Source organism: Rhizobium sp. 05N49, from assembly GCF_056396805.1.
The window spans coordinates 116,712-137,730 of the sequence record NZ_JBFTME010000004.1; the positions used below are offsets into that span (position 1 = coordinate 116,712).

Below are 21,019 nucleotides of genomic sequence, written 5' to 3' on the forward strand. Positions count from 1 at the left end.
GGTCACATGCGCTCGTGGCCGGTCCTGGCAACGACGACGTTGATATCCCTGGACCGCATCCGATCGATGTGAACAGGGAGGGTCTTGTCGTCGACGATGACGACGTCGAATTCTTCGAGCGACGCGAAGCTGTGAAGCGCGCGCCGCTCGAATTTGGTGTGGTCGGCAAGCAGGATGCGTTTGACGGAACAGTCGAACATGGCGCGTTTGGTGTCGACGGTTTCGGGTGACTGATGCAGCACGATGCCGTCGTTGATGGCGGACATGGAAATGAATGCGATATCCGCCCGCAAGCCCTTGATCTCGGTGATCGTCATGCGTCCCATAAAGGCATTGCACCAGTTGTAGTAYTGGCCGCCGAGCGCCAGCAGGGTAACGTCGTGCATGCCGGTCAGCGCATTCATCAGCGTCAGCGAATTGGTGATCGCGGTGATCGGCACCCTAGAGGAGAGATGCGATGCCATCTGCAGGACGGTGGTTGAGTCGTCGAAGAAGATGGCCTGTCCCGGTTCGACGAACTGCATGGCAGCTTCGGCGATCACTTTCTTTTCCGCCGACTGCCGGCTCGAACGGTAGACATCGCTGGATTCAATAAGGTTGGTGGCTGCCGCCGTAACGATGCCGCGTGTTTTTCGGAAGATCCCGCGGCTCACGAGTTCATCCACATCGCGATGCGCCGTCATCAGGCTGATGCCGAAGCGATCCGTCAGATCTTCGATGCGCATCGAACCTTCGCTCATCACGGCCTCCGCGATCATGCGCCGGCGCGCGACCTGACGCGTCTGACGGCTGTCGCTGGTCAGCTGGTCCAACAGCTCATCGCCCTGATTGGTCTTCTGTGTCACGGGTCACCCTTGTCGCTGAATTCCATATCCCAGCTTCGTATAGTGATTGCCATGCCAAGGCAAAGAAGGCGAAAGCGGCTTGATGTAGTTGAAAGGGTCGAAGGAGGGCGCCCGGATGGGCGCCCTCCTTCCTGATTATTGGGCCAGAACGAACGGTCCGGTGTACTTGTCGATATTGTCCTTGGTGATCAGCAGGCAATCGAACAGCTGCTTYTCACTCTTGGCGCCGGTGCTGCCCGTCTTGATGAAGTTGTCAGCCTGTTTGACGGCCTCTTCGGAGAAGACGGCGACGGGCTGAAGGACGGTGTATTGCAATTCGCCGGCCTTGATCGCAGCGACCGCATCCGGCGAACCGTCGAAGCCACCGACCTTGACATTGGCGAGCTTGCCAGCTTCCTTCAGGGCCGAAATGGCACCGAGCGCCATTTCGTCATTGCCGGAGATCACGCCGATGATGTCGGGATTGGCCTGCAATATGGACTGCATCTTGTTGTGACCCTGGGTGCGGTCCCAATTGGCGACTTCCTGGGCGACCTTCTTGAGGTCGGGATACTGGGTCAGGACGGTTTCGTAGCCGTTCGAGCGGGTGGCAGCGTTGTTGTCGGACGGCGCGCCAAGGAGTTCGGCATAGTTGCCCTTGTCGCCGACTGCTTCGACCCATTGCTGCGCGCCGATCGCAGCACCCTGGGCATTGTTCGAAACGAGCTGTGCCTTGGCAAGGCCTTCCTGGTTGATCTCGGCATTGACGAGAATGACCGGGATGCCTGCAGCAACCGCCTTCTTCACTGCTCCGACCGAGCCGTCGGCATTGGCGGGGTCGAGGATGATGGCGACCGACTTGTTGGTGATGGCGGTGTCGATCAGGTTGCTTTCCGTGTTGGTGTCGCCCCTATGCGCGCTGACCGTGGCCGTGTAGCCCAGCTTTTCGGCTGTTGCCTTGGCGACGTTGCCTTCCGTCAGCCAGTAGGGGTTGGACGGATCATTGACGATGATTGTCATCTGGCCTGCCGCCCAGGCGGAGCTGACGAGAATCGGGGCGACAGCCGCGGCTGCCAAAAGAATGCGCATGCCTTTCTTAAACATAGTCTCTCTCCCATTTGTGAGTTCGGGTGCTGCCGGAAACCGGCGGTGCTTTCCGCGATCGGCCCTCTGGAAATCCAGTTGCCGTCGCGGATAAGTTCTGCTGACGTCAGGACGATTTTGTCCGGCGTCCGTATTGGATGCTGTTCATGAGGACGGCGAGAACGATGACCGCGCCGGTAAAGACGGTCTGCCAGTAGGCCGAGACGCCGATGATCACGAGCCCGTCCGACAGGAAGCCGATCACGAAGGCGCCGAGCATCGTGCCGCGAACGGTGCCGCGCCCGCCGGTCAGGGCCGCTCCGCCGATGACGACGGCTGCGATCGCCGTCAATTCGTAGGTCGTGCCGGCGGTCGGGCCGGCGGAGGTCAGCTGCGACGACAGGACCAGACCGGCAATTGCCGCGCAGACGCCAGAAAGCACATAGACGATGATCTTGACACGCTTGACCGGCACGCCCGAGAGATCGGCAGCGCGTTCGTTGCCGCCAGAGGCGTAAAGCCAGCGGCCGAACGCCGTTCGGCTGAGGATAATGCCGAAGATGATCGCAAGCACGGCGAGCACGATGACACCGATCGGAATGCCCGCGAGGCGGTTGAAGCCGAGCCAGTCGAAGCCGGTATTGCCGAGTTCGGGGCTGCCGTCGAGATCGTTGTAGGTCAGGCCATTGGTCATCAGCAGCGCGACACCGCGGGCGACATAAAGCACGCCGAGCGAGGCGACGAAGGCGGGTACTTTCAGATAGGCAATCAGCACGCCGTTGACCGCGCCGACGACGCCACCGAGTACGCAGGTGATAACCACGACGGCCCACACCGGCGGATAGAGAATGACGCCGAAGGCGTCCAGCGTCACACCCTTCATCATAAAGCCGGCAATGCAACCCGCGAGCCCGAGCGTCGAGCCGACCGAAAGATCGATGCCGCCATTCAGGATCACCAGAAGCATGCCGATCGCCAGGATGCCGAAGATCGCGACATGCGAGGCCATGGTCAGGAAGTTACTCAGGCTGAAGTAATAGGGCGACAGGAACGAGAAGACCGCAATGATGACGATCAGCGCGAAGAAGGCGCGGCCTTCCAGGATCAGGCGCACGAGGTTGATGTTGCGCTTTTGCCCATGCGACACTGACTGCTTTTCTGTGATGTTCGTGACTGACATGATCAGTGCTCCATAATTCCGGGCTAGTGCGCGACCACGGCTTCGCCGGAAGCGGCCATAATCTTTTCCTTGGTGACGTCAGCACCGAATTCAGCCGAGATGCGGCCGCGATGCATGACGATGATGCGGTGCGCGATGCTCAGGCACTCGTTGACCTCGGAAGTCGAATAGATGACGGCGAGACCCTGCCGGGCGCGTTCTGCAAGAAGCTTGAAGACTTCCGCCTTGGCGCCGATGTCGATGCCGCGGCTCGGCTCGTCGAGAAGAATGACCTTCGGGTCTGTCGCCAGCATCTTGCCGATGACCACCTTTTGTTGATTGCCACCCGACAGCGAACCGATGGCCGCCTCGCCACCATCGGTCTTGACGTGGACTTTGCGAATGGAGGCATCGACAAGCTCGCGTTCGCGACGGCCGGATGTGAACAGCCCTTTGGTAAAGGCGCCGATGCTGGCGAGCGAGAGGTTGGAGCCGACGGTCATCGTCTGGACGAGGCCGTCGCGCTGGCGATCCTCCGGCACCAGCACAAGGCCGCTTGCGATGCGTCCGGCGATGCTCAGATGCCCGACATCTTGGCCTTCAAGCCTGACGGTGCCGCCACTGGCGCGCAACCGTCCGGCCACACATTCCAGAAGCTCGGTGCGGCCGGCGCCCATCAGGCCGTAGATGCAGACGACCTCCCCGGCGCGCACATCCAGCGACAAGCGGTCGACGGAATTCAAGGCTGATCCGGCGGGACCCGGGACGGTGAGGTTGTCGATCGAAAGTGCAGGCTTACCGAAGGCATAACCTTCAGGCGGGCTGCCGAGATCGAAGTTGTCGCCCACCATGTTTCGCACGATCCATTCGAGATCGATGTCCTTGCGTTGCGCATAGGCGGTCATGGTACCGTCGCGTAGCACGACGGCGTGGTTGGTGATCTGCAGCGCCTCCTCGAGATGATGCGAGATATAGACGATCGACACGCCGCGATTGGTCAGGTCGTGGATAACCCTGAAAAGCACCTCCACCTCCGTGGCGCTCAGCGCCGACGTCGGCTCGTCCATGATCAGGATACGCGAATTGACGGATAGCGCCCGGGCAATTTCGACGATCTGCTGCTGGCCGAGACGAAGATCCTCCACCTTGGTCAGCGGATCGATCTCCTCTTCCAATGCCTCCATCAAAAGGCGCGTCTGGCGTTCCTCTTCCGCGAAGTCGACCACGCCGCTCTTGATGATCTCACGGCCCATGAAGATGTTGTCGCGCACGCTGAGATTGGGCGCTAGGCTGAGTTCCTGGTGAATGATTGAGATGCCGCAGTCGCGCGCGTGGGTCGAAGAGTTGAAGCTGATCGGCGCACCATCGAGAATGATCTCGCCCGACGTAGGCTGGACGACGCCCGAAAGGATTTTCATCAGCGTCGATTTGCCCGCGCCGTTCTCGCCGAACAGCGTGGTGACCTGACCGCGGCGGATATCGAAATTGACACCCTTGAGGGCATGCACGCTACCGTAGGTTTTGGCGATGTTGCGGGCGGCCAGGACCACCTCGCCAAGGCCTTTTGATGTGGGGATCGGCTGGCTCATTTGACGTCGACCTTGACTGGGGTAACGAGCCAGTTTTTGGGGTTGATGAGTCTGAAGACGCCGACGACAGTTGCCGTCTTGCCATTGAGCTGGTCCGGATCAAGGCCGGCGAATACGGCCTTCTTCATCTCGTTGTTGATGGCCGACCCGGCGTCCTGATACTGGATCTGATTGGTGAATTGGCCGAAGTGAATTGTGCCCGTGGCATCGCGGAGGTCCGTGCCATTGACCGCAGGGCCGGTCTGGACACGGACCACCGTCTCGGGGGGAAGTCCGTCGATCTTCATTTCGTTGGTATTGGATTTGCGTTCACCGAAGGTGCCGGTCAGTGTCACCGGGATGACCGGGCCTGTGCTCGTGGCAACGCCGTATTTCTCGCCGGCCGCCTTCTTGTCGGCAGCGATCGCCGTCGCCAGGTCAATCGCAGCCACCGCTCGCTTTTCGACATCCGCTTGGATTTTCGGGAACTGCTCCGCCCCAAAGGCTTCCGGAGAAAATGCCTGCTGCCTGACGTCGTCTTCCGAGCCGATCTTCACAACCGTGGTATCGAGCGCGATGGCGCCGATGACCACGATAGCCGCAACGGCGGTGACGATCATCTTCAAGTTGCTTTTGCCTGGCGCGGAGGCTGCGTGGGCGGGCTGAGTATTCATTGCTGGCGACCTTTGCGGCTGGTCGGATTTACGGCGAAGGCGGGAGGAAGTTGGCAAAGCCTATGGCTGCGTCATCGAAGACGGCATGCTCCGAGAAGCACGCGAATAGTCGGGACCCTGTCTCGCCGGTCGCTGCCTGTGGCGTGATGATAGCCGGAAAAATTGTGCATCCGTACCTCCTACGTGTCGGGACAGGCGCTTGTCTCCTTCAATCGCCCGGACCGCAGATCCCTCAGCAGCAATGCCTGCATGATAGGTAAATGGTAATTCTGTCAAAAATCATGTTATCAAATTGTTCGTCTGTCAACAGGAGTTTTGTGAACTGACGCTGATAACATAACATTCAAAGCGTGATCGGCGTCCGGAAAAAGAGTCTTTCCCCCGGGGTTCGTGTCGACTGCGAAGGCGCTCATCCAGCGGGCTATGTTATTCTAGATATTTGATATTAGAAGATAAATTATTCTGACGCCCGTGCCCGCACCGTGACGCCAGTGTCGCTGATAGTCGAGGCGGCTCTCGCTGCTCATCGAACAGATTGCTATTATTTTATCTGAAAAAAATTTCATTACGAGAAAAAACTTACTGTACCAATGATATCTTTGTGTTATCTTCTTGATGAAGCGCGCGGGCGCTCCGAAAAGTATCGAATATCAAAGGCGGGACTGCGCGCCGGCCGGCTTGCTCGTGAATTCGAAATGTGGTCGCCTACAACCTTTGCTGGTTGTGCCGGCCAGGAGGATGAGAGATGAATTCGACGCGTGTTTTACTCCTCGCAATGTTCGACGTGTTTGCCGGATAATCCGTGATGGACGTTAGCCGCCAAGTCATCATTGGTATCGATGCGGGAACTTCGGTCATCAAGGCGGTTGCCTTCGACCTTTCCGGCCGCCAGATCGCCGCAGCATCGGTTCGCAACAAATATTCAAGCGGCAGTGATGGTTCGGCCACGCAGTCGCTCGCGCAGACATGGCAGGATTGTGTCGGCGCGCTTCGCGGCCTTGGCGAGAAGGTTGAGGGTCTTGCGTCGCGCACCGCGGCGATCGCGGTGACGGGGCAGGGGGACGGAACATGGCTGGTCGGTTCCGGAAATCAGCCTGTCGCCGATGCCTGGCTCTGGCTCGACGCGCGTGCCGCGCCGACTGTGGTATCCCTTGCCGGCCGGGAAACGGACAGGGCGCGTTTCGAGCAGACGGGCACGGGACTGAATACCTGCCAGCAGGGCGCGCAGCTCGCGCATATGGATCGGGTGGCGCCAGAGCTTCTGGACGGAGCGGAAACGGCGCTGCACTGCAAGGACTGGCTCTACCTCAATTTTACCGGTGTGCGGGCGACCGACCCTTCCGAGGCAAGCTTTACCTTTGGTAATTTCAGAACCCGGCAGTATTCGCCCGTTGCCATTAACGCCCTCGGGTTGACGCATCGCCGCACGCTTCTGCCAGAGATTGTCGATGGAACCGAGATCAGCCATCCGCTGACGGCGGAAGCGGCGCGGGCCTGCGGCCTGCTGGCCGGCACGCCTGTCAGTCTTGGTTACGTCGACATGGTGATGACCGCGCTCGGTGCCGGTGTTCGCAGCGGCGGGCGTAATGCAGCCTGTTCGACGATTGGTTCGACCGGCGTGCATCTGCGCGCGAAGCCAGTGGCTGACGTCCATCTCAACCGAGAGGGCACGGGCTACGTCATTGCCCTGCCGATCCCTGATACCGTTACCCAGGTGCAGACCAATATGGGTGCGACGATCAATATCGACTGGCTGCTTGAGATGGCTGCCTATCTGATGGCGGAGGCCGGAAAACCTGCCACTCACACCGAGCTCGTCGCCAGGATCGACCGCTGGTTTTTCGAAAGCCAGCCCGGATCGGTCGTCTATCACCCCTATATTTCCGAGGCCGGGGAGCGTGGACCTTTCGTCAATGCCCAGGCCAGGGCAGGCTTTTCCGGTCTTTCGGTCCGTCATGGGTTTCCGGACCTCGTTCGCGCGGTTGTCGAAGGTCTGGCATTGGCGACGCGCGATTGTTATGCGGCCATGGGCGAGATGCCGGACGAACTGCGCGTCACCGGCGGCGCTGTTCGTTCGAGCGCGCTGCGCCGTTCGCTCACCGCCTCGCTCAAGGCACCGATCCGCCTGTCGCGTCGCGAAGAGACCGGAGCTGCAGGTGCTGCGATGATGGCTGCTGTGGCAATCGGCGCCTACAGGACCATGGACGATTGCATCGCCGATTGGGTCACGCCACTGCTCGGCGAAGCCGAAGTGCCGGTCAGTGAGGAAGCTGCACGCTTCGATCTCCTTTTTTCCGCCTATGCCGATATCCGAAAGGCCATGCCCGCTGCCTGGGAGGCATTGGCCAGAGCCGCGGCGGCGCCGTCCGCAAAATGAATCGCTGATGCAAAAGGCATCCGAGGGAGCATGACATGACTGAACCCGAAATCCTGGATCTTTTCGTCATCGGCGGCGGCATCAACGGCGCGGGAATTGCCCGCGATGCTGCCGGGCGCGGCTTGAAAGTCGCCTTATGTGAAAAGGACGACCTGGCTCAGGGCACCTCCTCCCGCTCTGGCAAGCTCGTGCATGGCGGCCTTCGTTATCTGGAATACTACGAATTCCGACTGGTACGGGAGGCGCTGATCGAGCGCGAGGTGCTGCTCAACGCGGCTCCGCACATCATCTGGCCGATGCGTTTCGTGCTGCCGCACAGTCCCGAGGATCGCCCCGCCTGGCTCGTCCGGCTCGGCCTTTTCCTCTACGATCATCTCGGCGGCCGCAAGAAGCTGCCCGGTACCCGCACGCTCAATCTGCTGCGCGATCCCGAAGGCACGCCCATACTCGATCAATATACGCGCGGCTTCGAATATTCGGATTGCTGGGTGGACGATGCCCGCCTCGTCACGTTGAATGCGGTGAGCGCTGCCGAGAGGGGCGCCCTGGTGCTGACCCGCTCGCCGGCTGTGTCGGCACGCCGGGAAAACGGCCAATGGACGATCACGACGAAAAGCAGCACCAGCGGCGAGATGCGGACGTTCCGCGCCAGATGTCTCGTCAATTGCGCCGGCCCGTGGGTCACCGACATCATCAACCGCGTCGCCGGCTCCAATTCCAGCCGCAATGTGCGTCTCGTCAAGGGCAGCCACATCATCGTGCCGAAATTCTGGGCCGGTTCCAATGCCTACCTGGTTCAGAATCACGACAAACGCGTCATTTTCATCAACCCTTACGAAGGCGACAAGGCGCTGATCGGAACGACCGATATCGCCTATGAGGGCCGAGCCGAGGATGTGGCAGCCGATGAGGCGGAAATCGACTATCTGCTGAAGGCGGTAAACCGCTATTTCAAGGAGAAGCTGCGCCGCCGGGACGTATTGCACAGCTTCTCGGGCGTGCGCCCGTTGTTTGACGACGGCAAGGGCAATCCATCAGCGGTGACCCGCGACTATGTGTTCGATCTTGATGAGACCGGGGGAGCGCCGCTTCTCAATGTCTTCGGCGGCAAGATCACGACTTTCCGGGAGCTTGCCGAACGCGGCATGCAGCGACTCAGGCACATCTTCCCGAACATGGGCGGCGACTGGACGGAAAAGGCACCGCTGCCGGGCGGGAACATGCCCAACGCCGACTACGAGACCTTCGCCAACAGCCTGCGTGACAGCTATCCGTGGATGCCGCGCAAGCTCGTCCATCACTATGGCCGTCTCTATGGCACGCGCACGAAGAACCTGATTGCGGGGGCAACGGACCTGCAAGGACTTGGCCGCCATTTCGGCGGGCAGCTCTATGAGGCGGAGGCCCGTTATCTCGCCGCCAACGAATGGGCGGAGACCGCCGAGGACGTCCTCTATCGCCGCACCAAGCACTACCTGCATCTGAGCGAGGCAGAACGGGCAGCCTTTGCCGACTGGTTTGCTTCATCCCATCTTGCCGCCGCCTGAGGAGGTCTTGATGCCGCTTTCGCTTTCGCTGAATACCAACCCGCTTGTGAACCGTTTTGCCGACCCCGACGACTTGATCGAGGCGGTGGCGCGAGACTTGCGCATCCGCGATCTCCAGCTGACGCACGAATTCATCAATCCAAGCTGGCAAGCCCCTGTCATCCGCCGCCTGACTCGCCAGATGAAAGCCGCGTTGGCACGTACTGGCGTTCGCGTTACCTCGGGCATGACCGGACCGTATGGACGGCTGAACCATTTCGGGCATCCGGATGCCGAGGTCCGCCGCTATTACGTGGACTGGTTCAAGACCTTTGCCGACATTACTGCCGATCTCGGCGGACATTCCGTCGGAACGCAATTTGCGATCTTCACCTACAAGGATTTCGACGACGCAAACCGGCGCGAGGAGTTGACAAAGATTGCCATCGACTGCTGGTGCGAAGTCGCAGAGCATGCCAGAGCCGCCGGTCTTTCCTACATCTTCTGGGAGCCGATGAGCATCGGCCGTGAATTCGGTGACACGATCCAATCCTGCCTTTCGCTGCAGGCGCGATTGAGCGCTGCCGATATGGCGGTGCCGATGTGGATGATGGCCGATATCGACCATGGCGACGTCACTTCCGACAATCCCGACGACTATGACCCCTATGCCTGGGCGCGGGCCGTGCCGAAGCTGTCGCCGATCATCCACATCAAGCAGAGCCTGATGGACAAGGGCGGCCACCGGCCGTTCACGGCGGAATTCAATGCCAAAGGGCGGATTCAACCCGCCCCGCTGCTGAAGGCTTTCGCGGCAGGCGGTGCCCATGACAACGAGATCTGTCTCGAGCTTTCCTTCAAGGAACGCGAGCCGAATGATCGCGAGGTTATCGCGCAGATTGCCGAAAGCGTCGCCTTCTGGGCGCCGCATATCGACACCGGCGCCGTGGACTTGAAGATATGAGCCGGCGATTTACAAGGGCTGCTTGTTGTCAGGCGGTATAGCCGTCGAAGAAATGGGAAGGGTGCGGCGATGACGGATGCCGATGATACACTTGCCGTGCGGGCCGCCTGGCTTCATTACGCCGGCGGATTGACACAGTCCGACGTTGCTCGGCGCCTCGGCATACCCTCGGTCAAGGCGCATCGGCTCATCGCGCGGGCCGTTGCCGATGGTGTCGTCAAGGTCACGATCGACGGCGATATCGTCGAATGCGTCGAACTGGAGGCGCGACTCGCCGAACGCTTCGGGCTGCAATATTGCGAGGTAGCACCTGATCTTGGCGAAGAGGGCTTGCCGCTGCGCGCGCTCGGTCACGCGGGAGCCGGCTATCTGAAGCGCGAGATCGAACACGGTGATCACGCAGTCATTGGCCTTGGCCACGGCCGCACGCTTTCGGCTGCCGTTCAGTATATGCCGCGGACAAATGCCAAGGACATACGCTTCGTTTCCCTGCTTGGCGGTCTCACGCGAAATTACGGTGCCAATCCCTACGACGTCATGCACCGTATCGCGGAAAAGACCGGCACGCATGCCTATGTCATGCCGGTTCCCTTCTTCGCCAATACCACCGAGGACCGAGAGGTGCTGAGGGCACAGCGTGGCGTCAAGGAAGTATTCGATCTCGCCAATGACGCCGACCTGAAGCTCGTCGGCCTGGGTACGGTGGACGCCGAGGCCCAGCTGGTGCTCTCTGGCCTGGTCGAGCCGGGCGAGATCGAAGATATCGCTGCCGCGGGCGGCGTCGGTGAAATACTCGGTCACTTTTTCAACGCGGACGGCCAAATCCTCGATACAGCACTGACCGGGCGTACCCTTTCGGCATCTTTTCCGTCAACGACGAAGGAGCGCCTCGTGGCCCTGGCAGGAGGACAGGCCAAGGTGGCGGCGATACGGGCGATCCTGCGCAGCCGACGCCTGCATGGGTTGATTACGGACGAACGGACCGCGCGAGCCCTTCTTGCCTGACGTTTGGTAACGAACATTTGTCACATAATAACATTGTTAATTGTTGATTTTCACAATTTTTGTGTTACTTTGTTGGTAATCAGGATTGAGAACAATGAAACGGGAAGAACGCCAGCAGCTGATCGTCAATCTGCTTGTCGAGGGCAAGACCGTCGAAGTGGATGATCTTGCTGAACGTTTTTCCGTTTCGAAGATGACCATTCACCGCGATCTCGACGACCTCGAGCAGGCGGGTGTCCTGCGTAAGGTACGCGGTGGCGCGACGATCGATGCCGGAACGCAATTCGAGAGCGATTTTCGCATTCGCGAGCGTCAGGGCGGGGAAGCCAAGGTTGCGATGGCGCAAGAAGCGCTGGCCATTGTCGAACCGGGCATGACGGTCATGGTCAATGACGGATCGATGGCTGCGGTTCTCGGCGAGATGCTGTTGCGTAAGCGACCGCTGACGGTGATCACCAACAATGCGGCGATCATGGAACGGCTGAAGGGCGAGAACGGTATCACCCTGATTGCACTCGGCGGCATCTATTCCGCGAAGTTCAACGCCTATCTCGGCGTCGTTACGGAGGAATCGCTGTCACGTCTGAGGGCTGATATCGCATTCATTTCGACGCCCGCGGTCAGCGGCAGGCTCGCCTATCACATGGACGACAATGTCGTTCGCGCCAAGCGGGCGATGATCGCGTCTTCGACCAGGAGCTGCCTCTTGGTCAACCACCAGCGGATCGGCCACACGGCGCTGCATGTCATGGCGGATCTGACTGATTTCGACACTATTATCACCGACAGCGCGCCATCGGCCGCTGTTCTCGACGAATTCGATCGGGTGGGTATCAAGCTCACCATCGCACCAGCGCAGGATCAGGCATGACGGAGAAACCACGCTTCTGGATTGGCACCAGCTGGAAGATGAACAAGACGCTCGCCGAGGCCGAGCATTTTGCCCGCGGCCTCGAGGCGGCCGATGCTATGCGCGATCCTATCATCCAGCGCTTTGTGATCCCGCCGTTTACCGCTGTGCGGGAGGTCAAGCGCATGCTTGCGAAGACCTCCGTCAAGGTCGGTGCGCAGAACATGCATTGGGCGGACCAGGGCGCCTGGACGGGCGAAATCTCCCCCTTGATGCTGAAGGATTGCGATCTCGATATCGTCGAGCTCGGGCATTCGGAGCGGCGGGAGTTTTTCGGAGAGACGAACGAGACTGTCGGGCTGAAGACCGAGGCGGCGGTTCGCCACGGCCTGATCCCGCTGATCTGTATCGGCGAAACACTTGCCGACCGGGAGAGCGGAAAAGCCGCGGAAATTCTCGCAGTCCAGGTTCGCGGGGCCTTGTCGAAGCTGTCCGGCGAACAGAAATCGGCGGAAATCCTGCTTGCCTACGAGCCTGTCTGGGCGATCGGCGAAAGAGGCATCCCGGCAACGGCCGACTATGCCGATGCCCGCCAGGCCGAGATCATTGCGGTTGCTGAAGCCGTACTTGGGCGAAAAATCCCCTGCCTCTACGGCGGGTCGGTCAATCCGCAGAACTGCGAGGAACTGATTTCGAGCCCGCATATCGACGGACTCTTCATCGGCCGTTCCGCCTGGAACGTCGAGGGCTATCTCGACATCCTCGCGAAATGTGCCACCAAACTCCAAGGAGAAAAAAGATGAAGCTTGCAATTGCTGGAGACAGTGCCGGCGAAGGTCTCGCCAAGGTGCTTGCCGAACACCTCAAGGATCGGTTCGATGTCCATGAAGTGTCGCGCATCAACGACGGGCTCGATCCGTTCTATGCCAACCTTTCGGATCGCGTTGCCTCGGGCGTGATCGACGGCACCTATGACAAGGCAATCCTGATCTGCGGCACCGGCATCGGCGTCTGCATTTCGGCCAACAAGGTGCCTGGCATCCGCGCTGCATTGACGCACGACACTTATTCGGCCGAGCGTGCTGCCCTTTCCAACAACGCGCAGATCATCACGATGGGCGCGCGTGTCATTGGGCCTGAGCTCGCGAAGTCGATCGCCGACGCGTTCCTCGCCCAGACATTCGACCAGAACGGCCGTTCGGCCGGCAATGTCTCCGCGATCGATGAGCTCGACGCAAAATACAGCGCGCGTTGAAAGCGTGGGGCAAGCGACCGGCTTCCCGCCGGTCGCTGTGAGCCCTCTCCTGTTGGATCTCCACCTCAGGCGAACCCTTCGCCGAGCTCCGCGGTGTCGCCCGACCCAAAGTCGCTCGGCGATAAGCGCGGCTAAACCGGTTTCTCATGAATGATGGCATGTCTAAACGCGTCGCAGATGACGCGATGACCGGCATCATTGGGGTGCGTTAGATCGGGCGACGCCAGTGCGCCATCGCCGCATGCTTTCATCCGTTCGTAGACAGGCGCATAGAAGATGCGAAAAGCCTGCGCCAGCTCGCGCACGGCGCGGACATAGACTTCAAAGCCCTGGCGTGTCTGGCCGGTAAAGCCAGCACTTCCAACTGAGAAACCGCTGTCGGGAATATAGGGCGGACTACCGATCGCAAGTCTTTCCGCATGGCCCGCTTCGATCAGTCTCTCCAGCATATTCGCATAGTCACGACTGAAGCTCTTGGCGTTCATGCTGTCAGGCGCAGCCATGTAGCGGGCGTCGTTATAGCCGTAGAGGATGAGGATCGCGTCGCGATGCGGGGCATCGAGCAGGGCGCCGGCATACCTGCTGACGCCGTTGTCTGCTCGGGCTCTACCGTCGGCAAGCGGTGATGCCTGCAGCACCGTCCCTGGGATCGCATGATTGCGGAGCGTCAATGCGCTTAGCTCGGCCGCAAACAGCGCCGGCCAGGCCAGATGCCGATGGCTGGCATTGAACCCGGCGCTGATGCTGTCGCCGAATACGCGGATTCCGGAAAACCCGAGCGATTTCAAATGCTCTGCAAACGTCATCGATCGACTCACATTTTCGCGCTTGACAGCAATCGGTCAAATCCTGTTTATGCGTATTAGCTGCTAATACGCATTAGCAGTCAAGAGGAGATATGGAGGATGCAGCGTGGCAGGCACTAAGCGCTTGACTCAGCATGATATTGCGAGATTGGCGGGTGTTAGCCAGGCAACCGTTTCGCTTGTGCTGAACGGTGCGCCGACAGCCCTGGCTCGTATTCCCCAGGAGACCCGTGAGCGCGTCCAGCAAGTCATTCGCACGACAGGCTATGTGGCCGATCCGATCGCCCGGCGGATGGCCAAGGGTCTCAATCGCATTCTCGGCGTCTTCACCTACGAGCCGGCCTTTCCGAGCGAGCAGGCGGACTTTTTTGCGCCCTTCCTGCTCGGTATCGAGGAAGAGGCGCAGGCGCAGAATTATGACCTGCTGCTATTGACCGGCGCCGGCGTCGGCCGTGAGCGCAAGATGTTTGYCGATGGCAATCGGCTGCGGATCGCTGACGGCTGCCTTGTCCTCGGTCGTGAATTTGATCGGGCCGAACTGAAACGGCTTGTAACCGGTGATTATCCCTTCGTGGCGATCGGCCGACGTGAGGACGCAGGCGGACCCGTTCCTTACGTCGGCGGCGATTATGCCAGCGCCACGAGGGCGCTGGTCGAAAAGGCACGCTCTCTCGGCCATGGCCGGCTGGCCTTCATTGGTCCGAGCGGATCGGCTGAGTCCGTCGTCGACCGCTGGCGCGGTTTTTCAGACGCGACCACCGGAAATGCGGAAGTGGTTTTGCATGTGGACGAGGTCGGCCGGGGTCCTGCCGAAACACTTGATGCGATCGTAGAGAGCGGCGCGAGCGCGGTCTTTTTCGTCGAGTTGGCCGATGCGGTACGTGTCGAAGCAGCCGCCCGCGAACGCGGTCTGTCCATTCCGGACGACTTCTCGGTCGTGGTGCTCGGCAGTCATGTGCGCGCCGAGCGCAGCCATGTGCAGTTCACCTCCTTCAACATTCCTCGCGAGGAAATGGGGCGTCAGGCGACCGCGATGCTGGTGCGCCGCATCGAGGATGCCGCGCCCGTCGAACAAATTCTTCTGAACTGCGAACCGGTCGAGGGGCAAACCCTCGGACCAGCCAAGAAACGGACCTGAGAGCGTGACAGACATGGCGGCAAAAGAGATGCGAGCGGATATTCTGGTGGTGGGCGGCGGCCTCGGCGGCGTGGCGGCGGCAGTTGGCGCCTGCCGGGCCGGCAAGAGCGTCATCATGACCGAGGAATTCGATTGGATCGGTGGCCAGCTGACCAGTCAGGCTGTGCCATCAGACGAACATACCTGGGTCGAACAATTCGGTATAACCCGCTCCTACCGCAAGCTGCGCAACGGCGTGCGGCAATATTATCGCGACAATTATCCGCTGACCGAGGGCGCCCGCGCCTGGGGTGATCTCAATCCCGGCGGCGGCTGGGTGAGCCGCATCTGTGCTGAGCCACGCGTCAGCCTTGCAGTCATGGAAGCGATGCTGATGCCCTATCGCGGCGCCGGTCGTCTCCGGGTGCTGCAGCCCTACCGTCCCGTCGCTGCCGATGTCGAGGGTGACAGCGTGCGCTCGATTACCGTGCGCCACCGCGATAGCGAACGCGAGATCGTCATCTCGGCCGACTATATCCTTGATGCTACCGAGCTCGGCGACCTGTTGCCGATGACCGGTACAGACTATGTCAAAGGTTTCGAGGCGCAATCCGACACCGGCGAGCCAAGTGCGCCGTCGCAAAGGCAGCCGGACAACGTCCAGGCCGTGTCGATCTGCTTTGCAGTCGATTGCGTCGACGGCGACCAGACGATCGACAAGCCGGAGAATTACGACTACTGGCGCAAGTACCAGCCGCATTTCTGGGGCGGCCCGCTGCTTGGCTTTACCGCGCCGCATCCGCGTACGCTGGAATTCACTACCCGCGGTTTCACGCCCAATGTCGACGACAATCCGCTGCTGGTTGATGCCGATCAGCGCAAGGGCGGCGGCGATGAAAATCTCTGGCTCTTTCGCCGCATTGCTGCACGGCGCAATTTTGAGCCCGGTTTCTACCAGTCCGACATCTGCTTCGTGAACTGGCCGATGATCGATTACATGGACGGCACGATCATCGACGTGTCTGAAGAGGATAAGGCACGGCATCTGAAATCGGCGGCCGATCTTTCCTATTCGGTCTTCTATTGGCTGCAGACGGAGGCGCCGCGTATCGATGGCGGCCAGGGCTATCAGGGCCTGCGGCTGCGTGGGGACATCACCGGCACCGAACATGGCCTTGCGATGGCCCCCTATATCCGCGAGAGCCGCCGCATCAAACCGATCACCCGTATCACCGAGCAGGACCTCTCCTATGCGGTGCGTGGTGACAAGGGCGCGGTCAATTATCGCGACAGCGTCGGCATCGGCATGTACCGCATCGACCTGCACCCCTCGACCGGCGGCGACAACTATATCGACGTGCCGTCCTGCCCCTTCGAGATTCCGCTCGGCGCCCTGCTGCCACAGCGCATGACGAACCTGATCGCGGCCGGCAAGAATATCGGCACAACCCATATCACCAACGGCTGTTATCGCTTGCACCCCGTCGAATGGAACATCGGCGAAGCGGCCGGCATGCTCGCAGCTCATTGCCTCGACAAGGGGCTGAAGCCTCACCAGGTCCAGGAAAATGACGCACATCTCCACGACTTCCAGAGGGAAATCGTCCGGGAAGGTATCGAAATCCGCTGGCCGGTCGTCGCAGCCTACTGAGCAGCCATCAGTGCAACCCATCTTTGGAGGAGGAACGGGAATGAACAAGAACAGGACATTGAAATCCGCGCTGGCGGCGCTTGCGCTCACTGTGCCGCTCGCCTGCAGCGGCATCGCCAGGGCCGACGACGCAGTCAACCTGCGCATGACCATCTGGAGCGCGGCGGAAGCACATCTGAAGCTTTTCAACGAGATCGCTGCCGGCTTCAAGAAGGACCACCCCAACGTCACGGTGACCTTCGAGTCACTGCCATTCGACACTTATACGACGGCGCTGACCACCCAGATCGCCGGCGGCAATGCGCCTGACATGGCCTGGATCTTCGAGACGGCCGCCTATGACTTCGTCAATTCCGGTGCGCTTTATCCGCTCAACGATACACTGAAGGCGACGGCTGGATACAATCTCGACGAAGTGAGCACGAGCGCCACGGAGCGCTGGCAGAAAGATGGCACGCTCTATGCCTACCCATTCTCTACTTCGCCCTTTGCGGTCTTCGTCAACAACGACCTGATCAAGGCGGCCGGTGCCAAAACACCCGCCGAGCTGATCGCCGCCGGCGAATGGACCTGGGACAACGCGATCGCGACAGCTTCGGCAGTCGGCCAGAAGGGCAAGGGCGGCCTGATCGTGCGCGACTTCAACTACCAGACCTGGCAGAACCTTGCCTCGGTCTGGAACGGCTTTGGTGCGGCCCCCTGGAGTGCCGACGGCAAGACCTGCATGATGACCGAGAAGCCTATGGTCGATGCACTCACCTTCGTCCATGACGCGATCTTCAACAAGAAAGCGATCCCCGGCCCCGGTGAAAACGTTGATTTCTTCGCCGGCAATGCGGCGATGACCATCACCCAGATCAGCCGCGCCTCGCTGCTTCCGAAGGACAAGCCCTTCTCCTGGGACCTCGTGCCGCTGCCGAAGGGTCCCGCCGGTGATTATGCGCTGATCGGCCAGGCTGGCATTGGCGTCATGCAATCGGGCAAGAACGCCAAGACGGCCGCCGAATTCGTCGCCTATATGACGAACCCGGAAAACTCGGCCAAGCTCAGCCGGTTCTTCCCCTCGGCCCGCAAGTCGCTGCTGAACGCTGAGGTGCTGAAGAAGACCAATCCTCTGCTCAGCCAGGAGCAGATCGATAAGGTCGTCATTGCCGGCATTGCGACCGGCAAGGTCATCCCCGGCCATACGGGCTTTGCCCAGATCCAGCAGACCGTGCGCTCCGGCCTCGACGCTGTCTGGCGCCCGGATGCCGATGTTCCCGGCACGCTCCAGACGATCTGCGGCCAGATCGGCCCGCTGCTCAAGCGCTAGGGAGACAAGGAATGGCTGTCGCACAGGACAACGCAACACTGGAGGGCCGCTCCTCGTCGCCGTTCTGGACGGTTGCGCGGCGCGACAGCCTCGCCGGCTTCCTCTTCATCGCGCCGCAACTGATCGGGATCACCATCTTCGTGCTGATCCCGCTCGGTCTGGTCTTCTGGTATTCGCTGCACGAGTGGAACGTGCTCGCCAATACCTTCACTTATACAGGCACGCAGAACTACCAGATGCTGATGGAAGACCCGAACCTGCTGCAGGTGCTCGGTTCGACCGCCATCTTCTCTGCAGGGCTTGTGGTTCTCAACCTGTCGCTGGCCTTGCTGCTGGCGGTACTGTTGAACCAGAAGCTTGCGGGCATTACGATCTTCCGGACGCTGTTCTTTTCGCCTGTTGTCGTGTCGCTGGTGGCTTGGACAATCGTCTGGGGATTTCTCCTGCAGAAGAATGGCGGCATCAACGGCATGCTGCTGCTGTTTGGCCTCGAGGGTCCGAACTGGCTGCGCGGGGAGACCACCGCGATGATCTCGGTCATCGTCGTCCAGGTCTTCAAGAATGTCGGCCTCAACATGATCCTGTTCCTGGCCGCACTGCAGGGCGTGCCGAACGAGCTCTACGAGGCAGCCCGCATCGATGGTGCTCCGCGCTTCAAGCAGTTCCGCCGCATTACCCTGCCGTTGATCAGCCCCACCATCCTGCTGACCTCGATCATCACCATCGTCGGATCGCTGCAGGTCTTTGCCCAGATCGCGGTCCTGACGCAGGGCGGGCCGGGCCTTTCGACGACCGTGCTCGTCTATTACCTCTACCAGCAGGCCTTCCAGTTCCATTTCTTCGGTTACGGGTCGACGCTGTCGATCCTGCTCTTCCTGATCGTCGCCGTTCTGACCTTCGCCCAGTGGCAATTGCGCAAGAGGATCGTGTTCTATGAAAGCTGAGATCTCCCCGCGCATGAAGGTCATTCTATACGGGCTGATGTGCGTGCTTCTCATCCCGTTCGTTTTCCCGACCTGGTGGATGGTCACGTCTTCGGTGAAGCCGATCAGCGATATCTTTGCCTTTCCGCCGCAATTTTTTCCGCAGAGCTATGACTGGACGACCTATAGCAAGGTCTTCGAGCTGCAGCCTTTCGTGAAGCAATACTGGAACTCAGCCTATATTGCTGCGGTCGTGACTGTTGGCACGATGATCGTTTCGTCGATGGCCGGCTATGCCTTCGCGCGCATCAAATTCCCCTTCGCCAACACGATCTTCATGGTCGTGCTGCTCGGCCTTTTGATCCCGTCGGAAGTAACGATCGTGCCGCTCTTCCAGATGTTTCTGAAGGCCGGCATGGTCAATACGCATTGGCCGCTGGTACTGGTGCCGATCTTCGGCGCGCCGAGCGTCTTTGCCACCTTCGTCATGCGGCAGTTTTTCGTAACCTTGCCGGTCGAGCTGGAGGAGGCAGCGCGCGTCGATGGCCTTGGGCGTTTCAAGATCTTCCGCAAGATCGCCCTCCCGCTTGCAAGGCCGGCGCTCGCCTCTGTTGCGATCTTCACCTTCCTGCATTCCTGGAATCTCTATCTCGAACCGATCGTGTTCCTGTCGAGCGCGGACAAATTCACGCTGCCTCAGGCGCTCACCCAATATACCGACGCCTATGGCGGGCCGATGTGGAATATCCAGCTCGCTGCGGCAACGCTCACGGCATTGCCCGTGCTCATCGTCTTCATCATCGCGCAGAAGCAATTCGTCGAAGGGCTCGCGCATACCGGCCTCAAGGGCTGAAGAACCGGATTTCTCCTATGGCTGACGTTACCCTTTCCCGTGTCCGCAAGAGCTATGGCGCTCTCGACATCATTCATGGTGCCGACCTCGGCATCCGCGACGGAGAATTCGTCGTGCTGGTCGGGCCATCCGGCTGCGGCAAGTCCACGCTGCTTCGGATGATCGCCGGGCTCGAGACGATTACCGGCGGCGATATCAGGATCGGCGGGCGGGTGGTCAACGATCTCGACCCCAAGGATCGGGACATTGCCATGGTCTTCCAGAACTACGCCCTCTATCCGCATATGACGGTCGCGACCAATATGGGCTTCTCGCTGGAACATCGCGGCACCGGCAAGGCGCAGATCGCCGAGCGGGTGAAATGGGCGGCCGATATACTCGGCCTGTCTCATCTTCTCGATCGCTATCCGCGCCAACTCTCCGGCGGCCAGCGCCAGCGCGTCGCCATGGGCCGGGCGATTGTTCGCAATCCGCAGGTCTTCCTGTTCGACGAACCATTGTCGAACCTCGACGCCAAACTGCGCGTCGTCATGCGCGGTGAAATCAAAAGCCTGCACCAGAGGCTGAAGACGACCACCATTTATGTCACCCATGACCAGGTCGAAGCGATGACCATGGCCGACAAGATCGTCGTGCTCAATGCGGGAAGGGTGGAACAGATCGGCGCTCCGCTCGACCTTTACGATCGGCCCTCCAACCAGTTCGTAGCCGGGTTCATCGGATCACCGTCCATGAACTTCCTCACGGGCACAATCACCGACAAGGGGTTCGCGGCACCCGGCATTGTCTTGCCACTTCCGCAAACTGCCCCTGCATTGAGCGACCGCAGGCTTGTCTATGGCATCCGGCCCGAGCATTTCTCGCTCGGTGACGCTGGCGTCCCGGCTGAGATCGTTCTGGTCGAGCCGATGGGGTCGGAAACCCAGGTGACGATGAAACTCGGTGAAACGCAGGTCACCGGTGTCTTTCGTGAGCGCGTATCGATGTCTCCAGGCACGACAATCCGCGTGCGCCCGGAGCTTTCCAATATCCATCTCTTTGCTGCCGATGGCGGCGAACGTCTGAACTGAGG

General features: G+C 60.3%; 19 protein-coding genes. 13 read left to right on the forward strand and 6 right to left on the reverse strand.

The genetic code is table 11. The annotated features are described in order from the left end of the window. Positions 1 to 2: 2 nt before the first annotated feature. From AC1DF8_RS10160 to AC1DF8_RS10180, 5 genes are all read right to left on the reverse strand, one after another. A complete protein-coding gene (locus AC1DF8_RS10160) occupies positions 3 to 845 on the reverse strand; it encodes a DeoR/GlpR family DNA-binding transcription regulator (RefSeq protein WP_478153293.1) in 843 nt (280 codons plus the stop codon). 135 nt (positions 846 to 980) lie between these two features. Further along, complete coding sequence (locus AC1DF8_RS10165; RefSeq protein ID WP_112546459.1) at positions 981 to 1,928, reverse strand: D-ribose ABC transporter substrate-binding protein; 948 nt, start codon at positions 1,926 to 1,928, stop codon at positions 981 to 983. A 106-nt stretch (positions 1,929 to 2,034) separates the two neighbouring features. Beyond that, on the reverse strand, positions 2,035 to 3,087 hold the full coding sequence (locus AC1DF8_RS10170) for an ABC transporter permease (protein ID WP_112546460.1): 1,053 nt from the start codon (positions 3,085 to 3,087) through the stop codon (positions 2,035 to 2,037). Positions 3,088 to 3,110: 23 nt separating this feature from the next. Further along, entirely contained in the window at positions 3,111 to 4,655 is a 1,545-nt protein-coding gene (locus AC1DF8_RS10175) for a sugar ABC transporter ATP-binding protein (protein WP_183886522.1), read from the reverse strand. Next, a complete protein-coding gene (locus AC1DF8_RS10180) occupies positions 4,652 to 5,308 on the reverse strand; it encodes a DUF2291 family protein (protein WP_113212937.1) in 657 nt (218 codons plus the stop codon). The genes AC1DF8_RS10175 and AC1DF8_RS10180 overlap by 4 nt, the downstream gene beginning before the upstream one ends. An 805-nt stretch (positions 5,309 to 6,113) precedes the next feature. On the opposite strand from AC1DF8_RS10180, the gene AC1DF8_RS10185 reads away from it, so the two are divergent. The 7 genes from AC1DF8_RS10185 (at position 6,114) to derI (ending at position 13,285) form a co-directional block, all read left to right on the forward strand. Next, positions 6,114 to 7,685: an FGGY family carbohydrate kinase gene (locus AC1DF8_RS10185; RefSeq protein WP_478153296.1), complete on the forward strand. Its 1,572-nt coding sequence runs from the start codon at positions 6,114 to 6,116 to the stop codon at positions 7,683 to 7,685. 35 nt (positions 7,686 to 7,720) lie between these two features. Continuing rightward, entirely contained in the window at positions 7,721 to 9,232 is a 1,512-nt protein-coding gene (locus AC1DF8_RS10190; protein ID WP_478153298.1) for a glycerol-3-phosphate dehydrogenase, read from the forward strand. A gap of 10 nt (positions 9,233 to 9,242) precedes the next feature. After that, on the forward strand, positions 9,243 to 10,175 hold the full coding sequence (locus AC1DF8_RS10195) for a sugar phosphate isomerase/epimerase family protein (RefSeq protein WP_478153300.1): 933 nt from the start codon (positions 9,243 to 9,245) through the stop codon (positions 10,173 to 10,175). 69 nt (positions 10,176 to 10,244) lie between these two features. After that, positions 10,245 to 11,180, forward strand: coding sequence for a sugar-binding transcriptional regulator (locus AC1DF8_RS10200; protein WP_478153302.1), 936 nt, complete (start codon positions 10,245 to 10,247; stop codon positions 11,178 to 11,180). 94 nt (positions 11,181 to 11,274) lie between these two features. Continuing rightward, positions 11,275 to 12,051 (forward strand): DeoR/GlpR family DNA-binding transcription regulator, encoded by a 777-nt coding sequence (locus tag AC1DF8_RS10205; RefSeq protein WP_478153304.1) that lies wholly within the window; start codon positions 11,275 to 11,277, stop codon positions 12,049 to 12,051. Then, the gene (locus tag AC1DF8_RS10210) at positions 12,048 to 12,833 is read left to right on the forward strand and encodes a triose-phosphate isomerase (protein ID WP_113212932.1); all 786 of its coding nucleotides are present in this window, start codon (positions 12,048 to 12,050) and stop codon (positions 12,831 to 12,833) included. The genes AC1DF8_RS10205 and AC1DF8_RS10210 overlap by 4 nt, the downstream gene beginning before the upstream one ends. Next, positions 12,830 to 13,285 carry a D-erythrulose-4-phosphate isomerase gene (derI, locus tag AC1DF8_RS10215; RefSeq protein WP_112546469.1) on the forward strand — a complete coding sequence of 152 codons (456 nt, stop codon included), beginning with the start codon at positions 12,830 to 12,832 and terminating at the stop codon, positions 13,283 to 13,285. Before AC1DF8_RS10210 ends, derI begins: the two co-directional genes overlap by 4 nt. A gap of 131 nt (positions 13,286 to 13,416) precedes the next feature. Here the strand turns inward: derI and AC1DF8_RS10220 are convergent, their stop codons facing one another. Next, a complete protein-coding gene (locus AC1DF8_RS10220; protein WP_113145166.1) occupies positions 13,417 to 14,091 on the reverse strand; it encodes an SGNH/GDSL hydrolase family protein in 675 nt (224 codons plus the stop codon). Positions 14,092 to 14,197: 106 nt separating this feature from the next. On the opposite strand from AC1DF8_RS10220, the gene AC1DF8_RS10225 reads away from it, so the two are divergent. The 6 genes from AC1DF8_RS10225 to AC1DF8_RS10250 are packed head-to-tail and all read left to right on the forward strand — an operon-like array spanning position 14,198 to position 21,017. Beyond that, positions 14,198 to 15,229 carry a LacI family DNA-binding transcriptional regulator gene (locus AC1DF8_RS10225; RefSeq protein ID WP_478153307.1) on the forward strand — a complete coding sequence of 344 codons (1,032 nt, stop codon included), beginning with the start codon at positions 14,198 to 14,200 and terminating at the stop codon, positions 15,227 to 15,229. 28 nt (positions 15,230 to 15,257) lie between these two features. After that, on the forward strand, positions 15,258 to 16,859 hold the full coding sequence (locus tag AC1DF8_RS10230; RefSeq protein WP_113212949.1) for an FAD-dependent oxidoreductase: 1,602 nt from the start codon (positions 15,258 to 15,260) through the stop codon (positions 16,857 to 16,859). A gap of 40 nt (positions 16,860 to 16,899) precedes the next feature. Continuing rightward, positions 16,900 to 18,171, forward strand: coding sequence for an ABC transporter substrate-binding protein (locus tag AC1DF8_RS10235; protein WP_183849979.1), 1,272 nt, complete (start codon positions 16,900 to 16,902; stop codon positions 18,169 to 18,171). 11 nt (positions 18,172 to 18,182) lie between these two features. Continuing rightward, on the forward strand, positions 18,183 to 19,115 hold the full coding sequence (locus tag AC1DF8_RS10240; protein WP_112971701.1) for a carbohydrate ABC transporter permease: 933 nt from the start codon (positions 18,183 to 18,185) through the stop codon (positions 19,113 to 19,115). After that, the gene (locus AC1DF8_RS10245) at positions 19,105 to 19,947 is read left to right on the forward strand and encodes a carbohydrate ABC transporter permease (RefSeq protein ID WP_112546474.1); all 843 of its coding nucleotides are present in this window, start codon (positions 19,105 to 19,107) and stop codon (positions 19,945 to 19,947) included. The genes AC1DF8_RS10240 and AC1DF8_RS10245 overlap by 11 nt, the downstream gene beginning before the upstream one ends. Before the next feature lie 17 nt (positions 19,948 to 19,964). Further along, on the forward strand, positions 19,965 to 21,017 hold the full coding sequence (locus AC1DF8_RS10250; RefSeq protein ID WP_478153310.1) for an ABC transporter ATP-binding protein: 1,053 nt from the start codon (positions 19,965 to 19,967) through the stop codon (positions 21,015 to 21,017). Positions 21,018 to 21,019: the final 2 nt, after the last annotated feature.

Excerpts from the sequence above, each read along its gene's own strand:
- AC1DF8_RS10170 (WP_112546460.1), bottom strand. The coding sequence starts at position 3,087 with ATGTCAGTCACGAACATCACAGAAAAGCAGTCAGTGTCGCATGGGCAA.
- AC1DF8_RS10175 (WP_183886522.1), bottom strand. The coding sequence starts at position 4,655 with ATGAGCCAGCCGATCCCCACATCAAAAGGCCTTGGCGAGGTGGTCCTG.
- AC1DF8_RS10180 (WP_113212937.1), bottom strand. The coding sequence starts at position 5,308 with ATGAATACTCAGCCCGCCCACGCAGCCTCCGCGCCAGGCAAAAGCAAC.
- AC1DF8_RS10185 (WP_478153296.1), top strand. The coding sequence starts at position 6,114 with ATGGACGTTAGCCGCCAAGTCATCATTGGTATCGATGCGGGAACTTCG.
- AC1DF8_RS10190 (WP_478153298.1), top strand. The coding sequence starts at position 7,721 with ATGACTGAACCCGAAATCCTGGATCTTTTCGTCATCGGCGGCGGCATC.
- AC1DF8_RS10195 (WP_478153300.1), top strand. The coding sequence starts at position 9,243 with ATGCCGCTTTCGCTTTCGCTGAATACCAACCCGCTTGTGAACCGTTTT.
- AC1DF8_RS10200 (WP_478153302.1), top strand. The coding sequence starts at position 10,245 with ATGACGGATGCCGATGATACACTTGCCGTGCGGGCCGCCTGGCTTCAT.
- AC1DF8_RS10205 (WP_478153304.1), top strand. The coding sequence starts at position 11,275 with ATGAAACGGGAAGAACGCCAGCAGCTGATCGTCAATCTGCTTGTCGAG.
- AC1DF8_RS10210 (WP_113212932.1), top strand. The coding sequence starts at position 12,048 with ATGACGGAGAAACCACGCTTCTGGATTGGCACCAGCTGGAAGATGAAC.
- derI (WP_112546469.1), top strand. The coding sequence starts at position 12,830 with ATGAAGCTTGCAATTGCTGGAGACAGTGCCGGCGAAGGTCTCGCCAAG.
- AC1DF8_RS10220 (WP_113145166.1), bottom strand. The coding sequence starts at position 14,091 with ATGACGTTTGCAGAGCATTTGAAATCGCTCGGGTTTTCCGGAATCCGC.
- AC1DF8_RS10230 (WP_113212949.1), top strand. The coding sequence starts at position 15,258 with ATGCGAGCGGATATTCTGGTGGTGGGCGGCGGCCTCGGCGGCGTGGCG.
- AC1DF8_RS10235 (WP_183849979.1), top strand. The coding sequence starts at position 16,900 with ATGAACAAGAACAGGACATTGAAATCCGCGCTGGCGGCGCTTGCGCTC.
- AC1DF8_RS10240 (WP_112971701.1), top strand. The coding sequence starts at position 18,183 with ATGGCTGTCGCACAGGACAACGCAACACTGGAGGGCCGCTCCTCGTCG.
- AC1DF8_RS10245 (WP_112546474.1), top strand. The coding sequence starts at position 19,105 with ATGAAAGCTGAGATCTCCCCGCGCATGAAGGTCATTCTATACGGGCTG.
- AC1DF8_RS10250 (WP_478153310.1), top strand. The coding sequence starts at position 19,965 with ATGGCTGACGTTACCCTTTCCCGTGTCCGCAAGAGCTATGGCGCTCTC.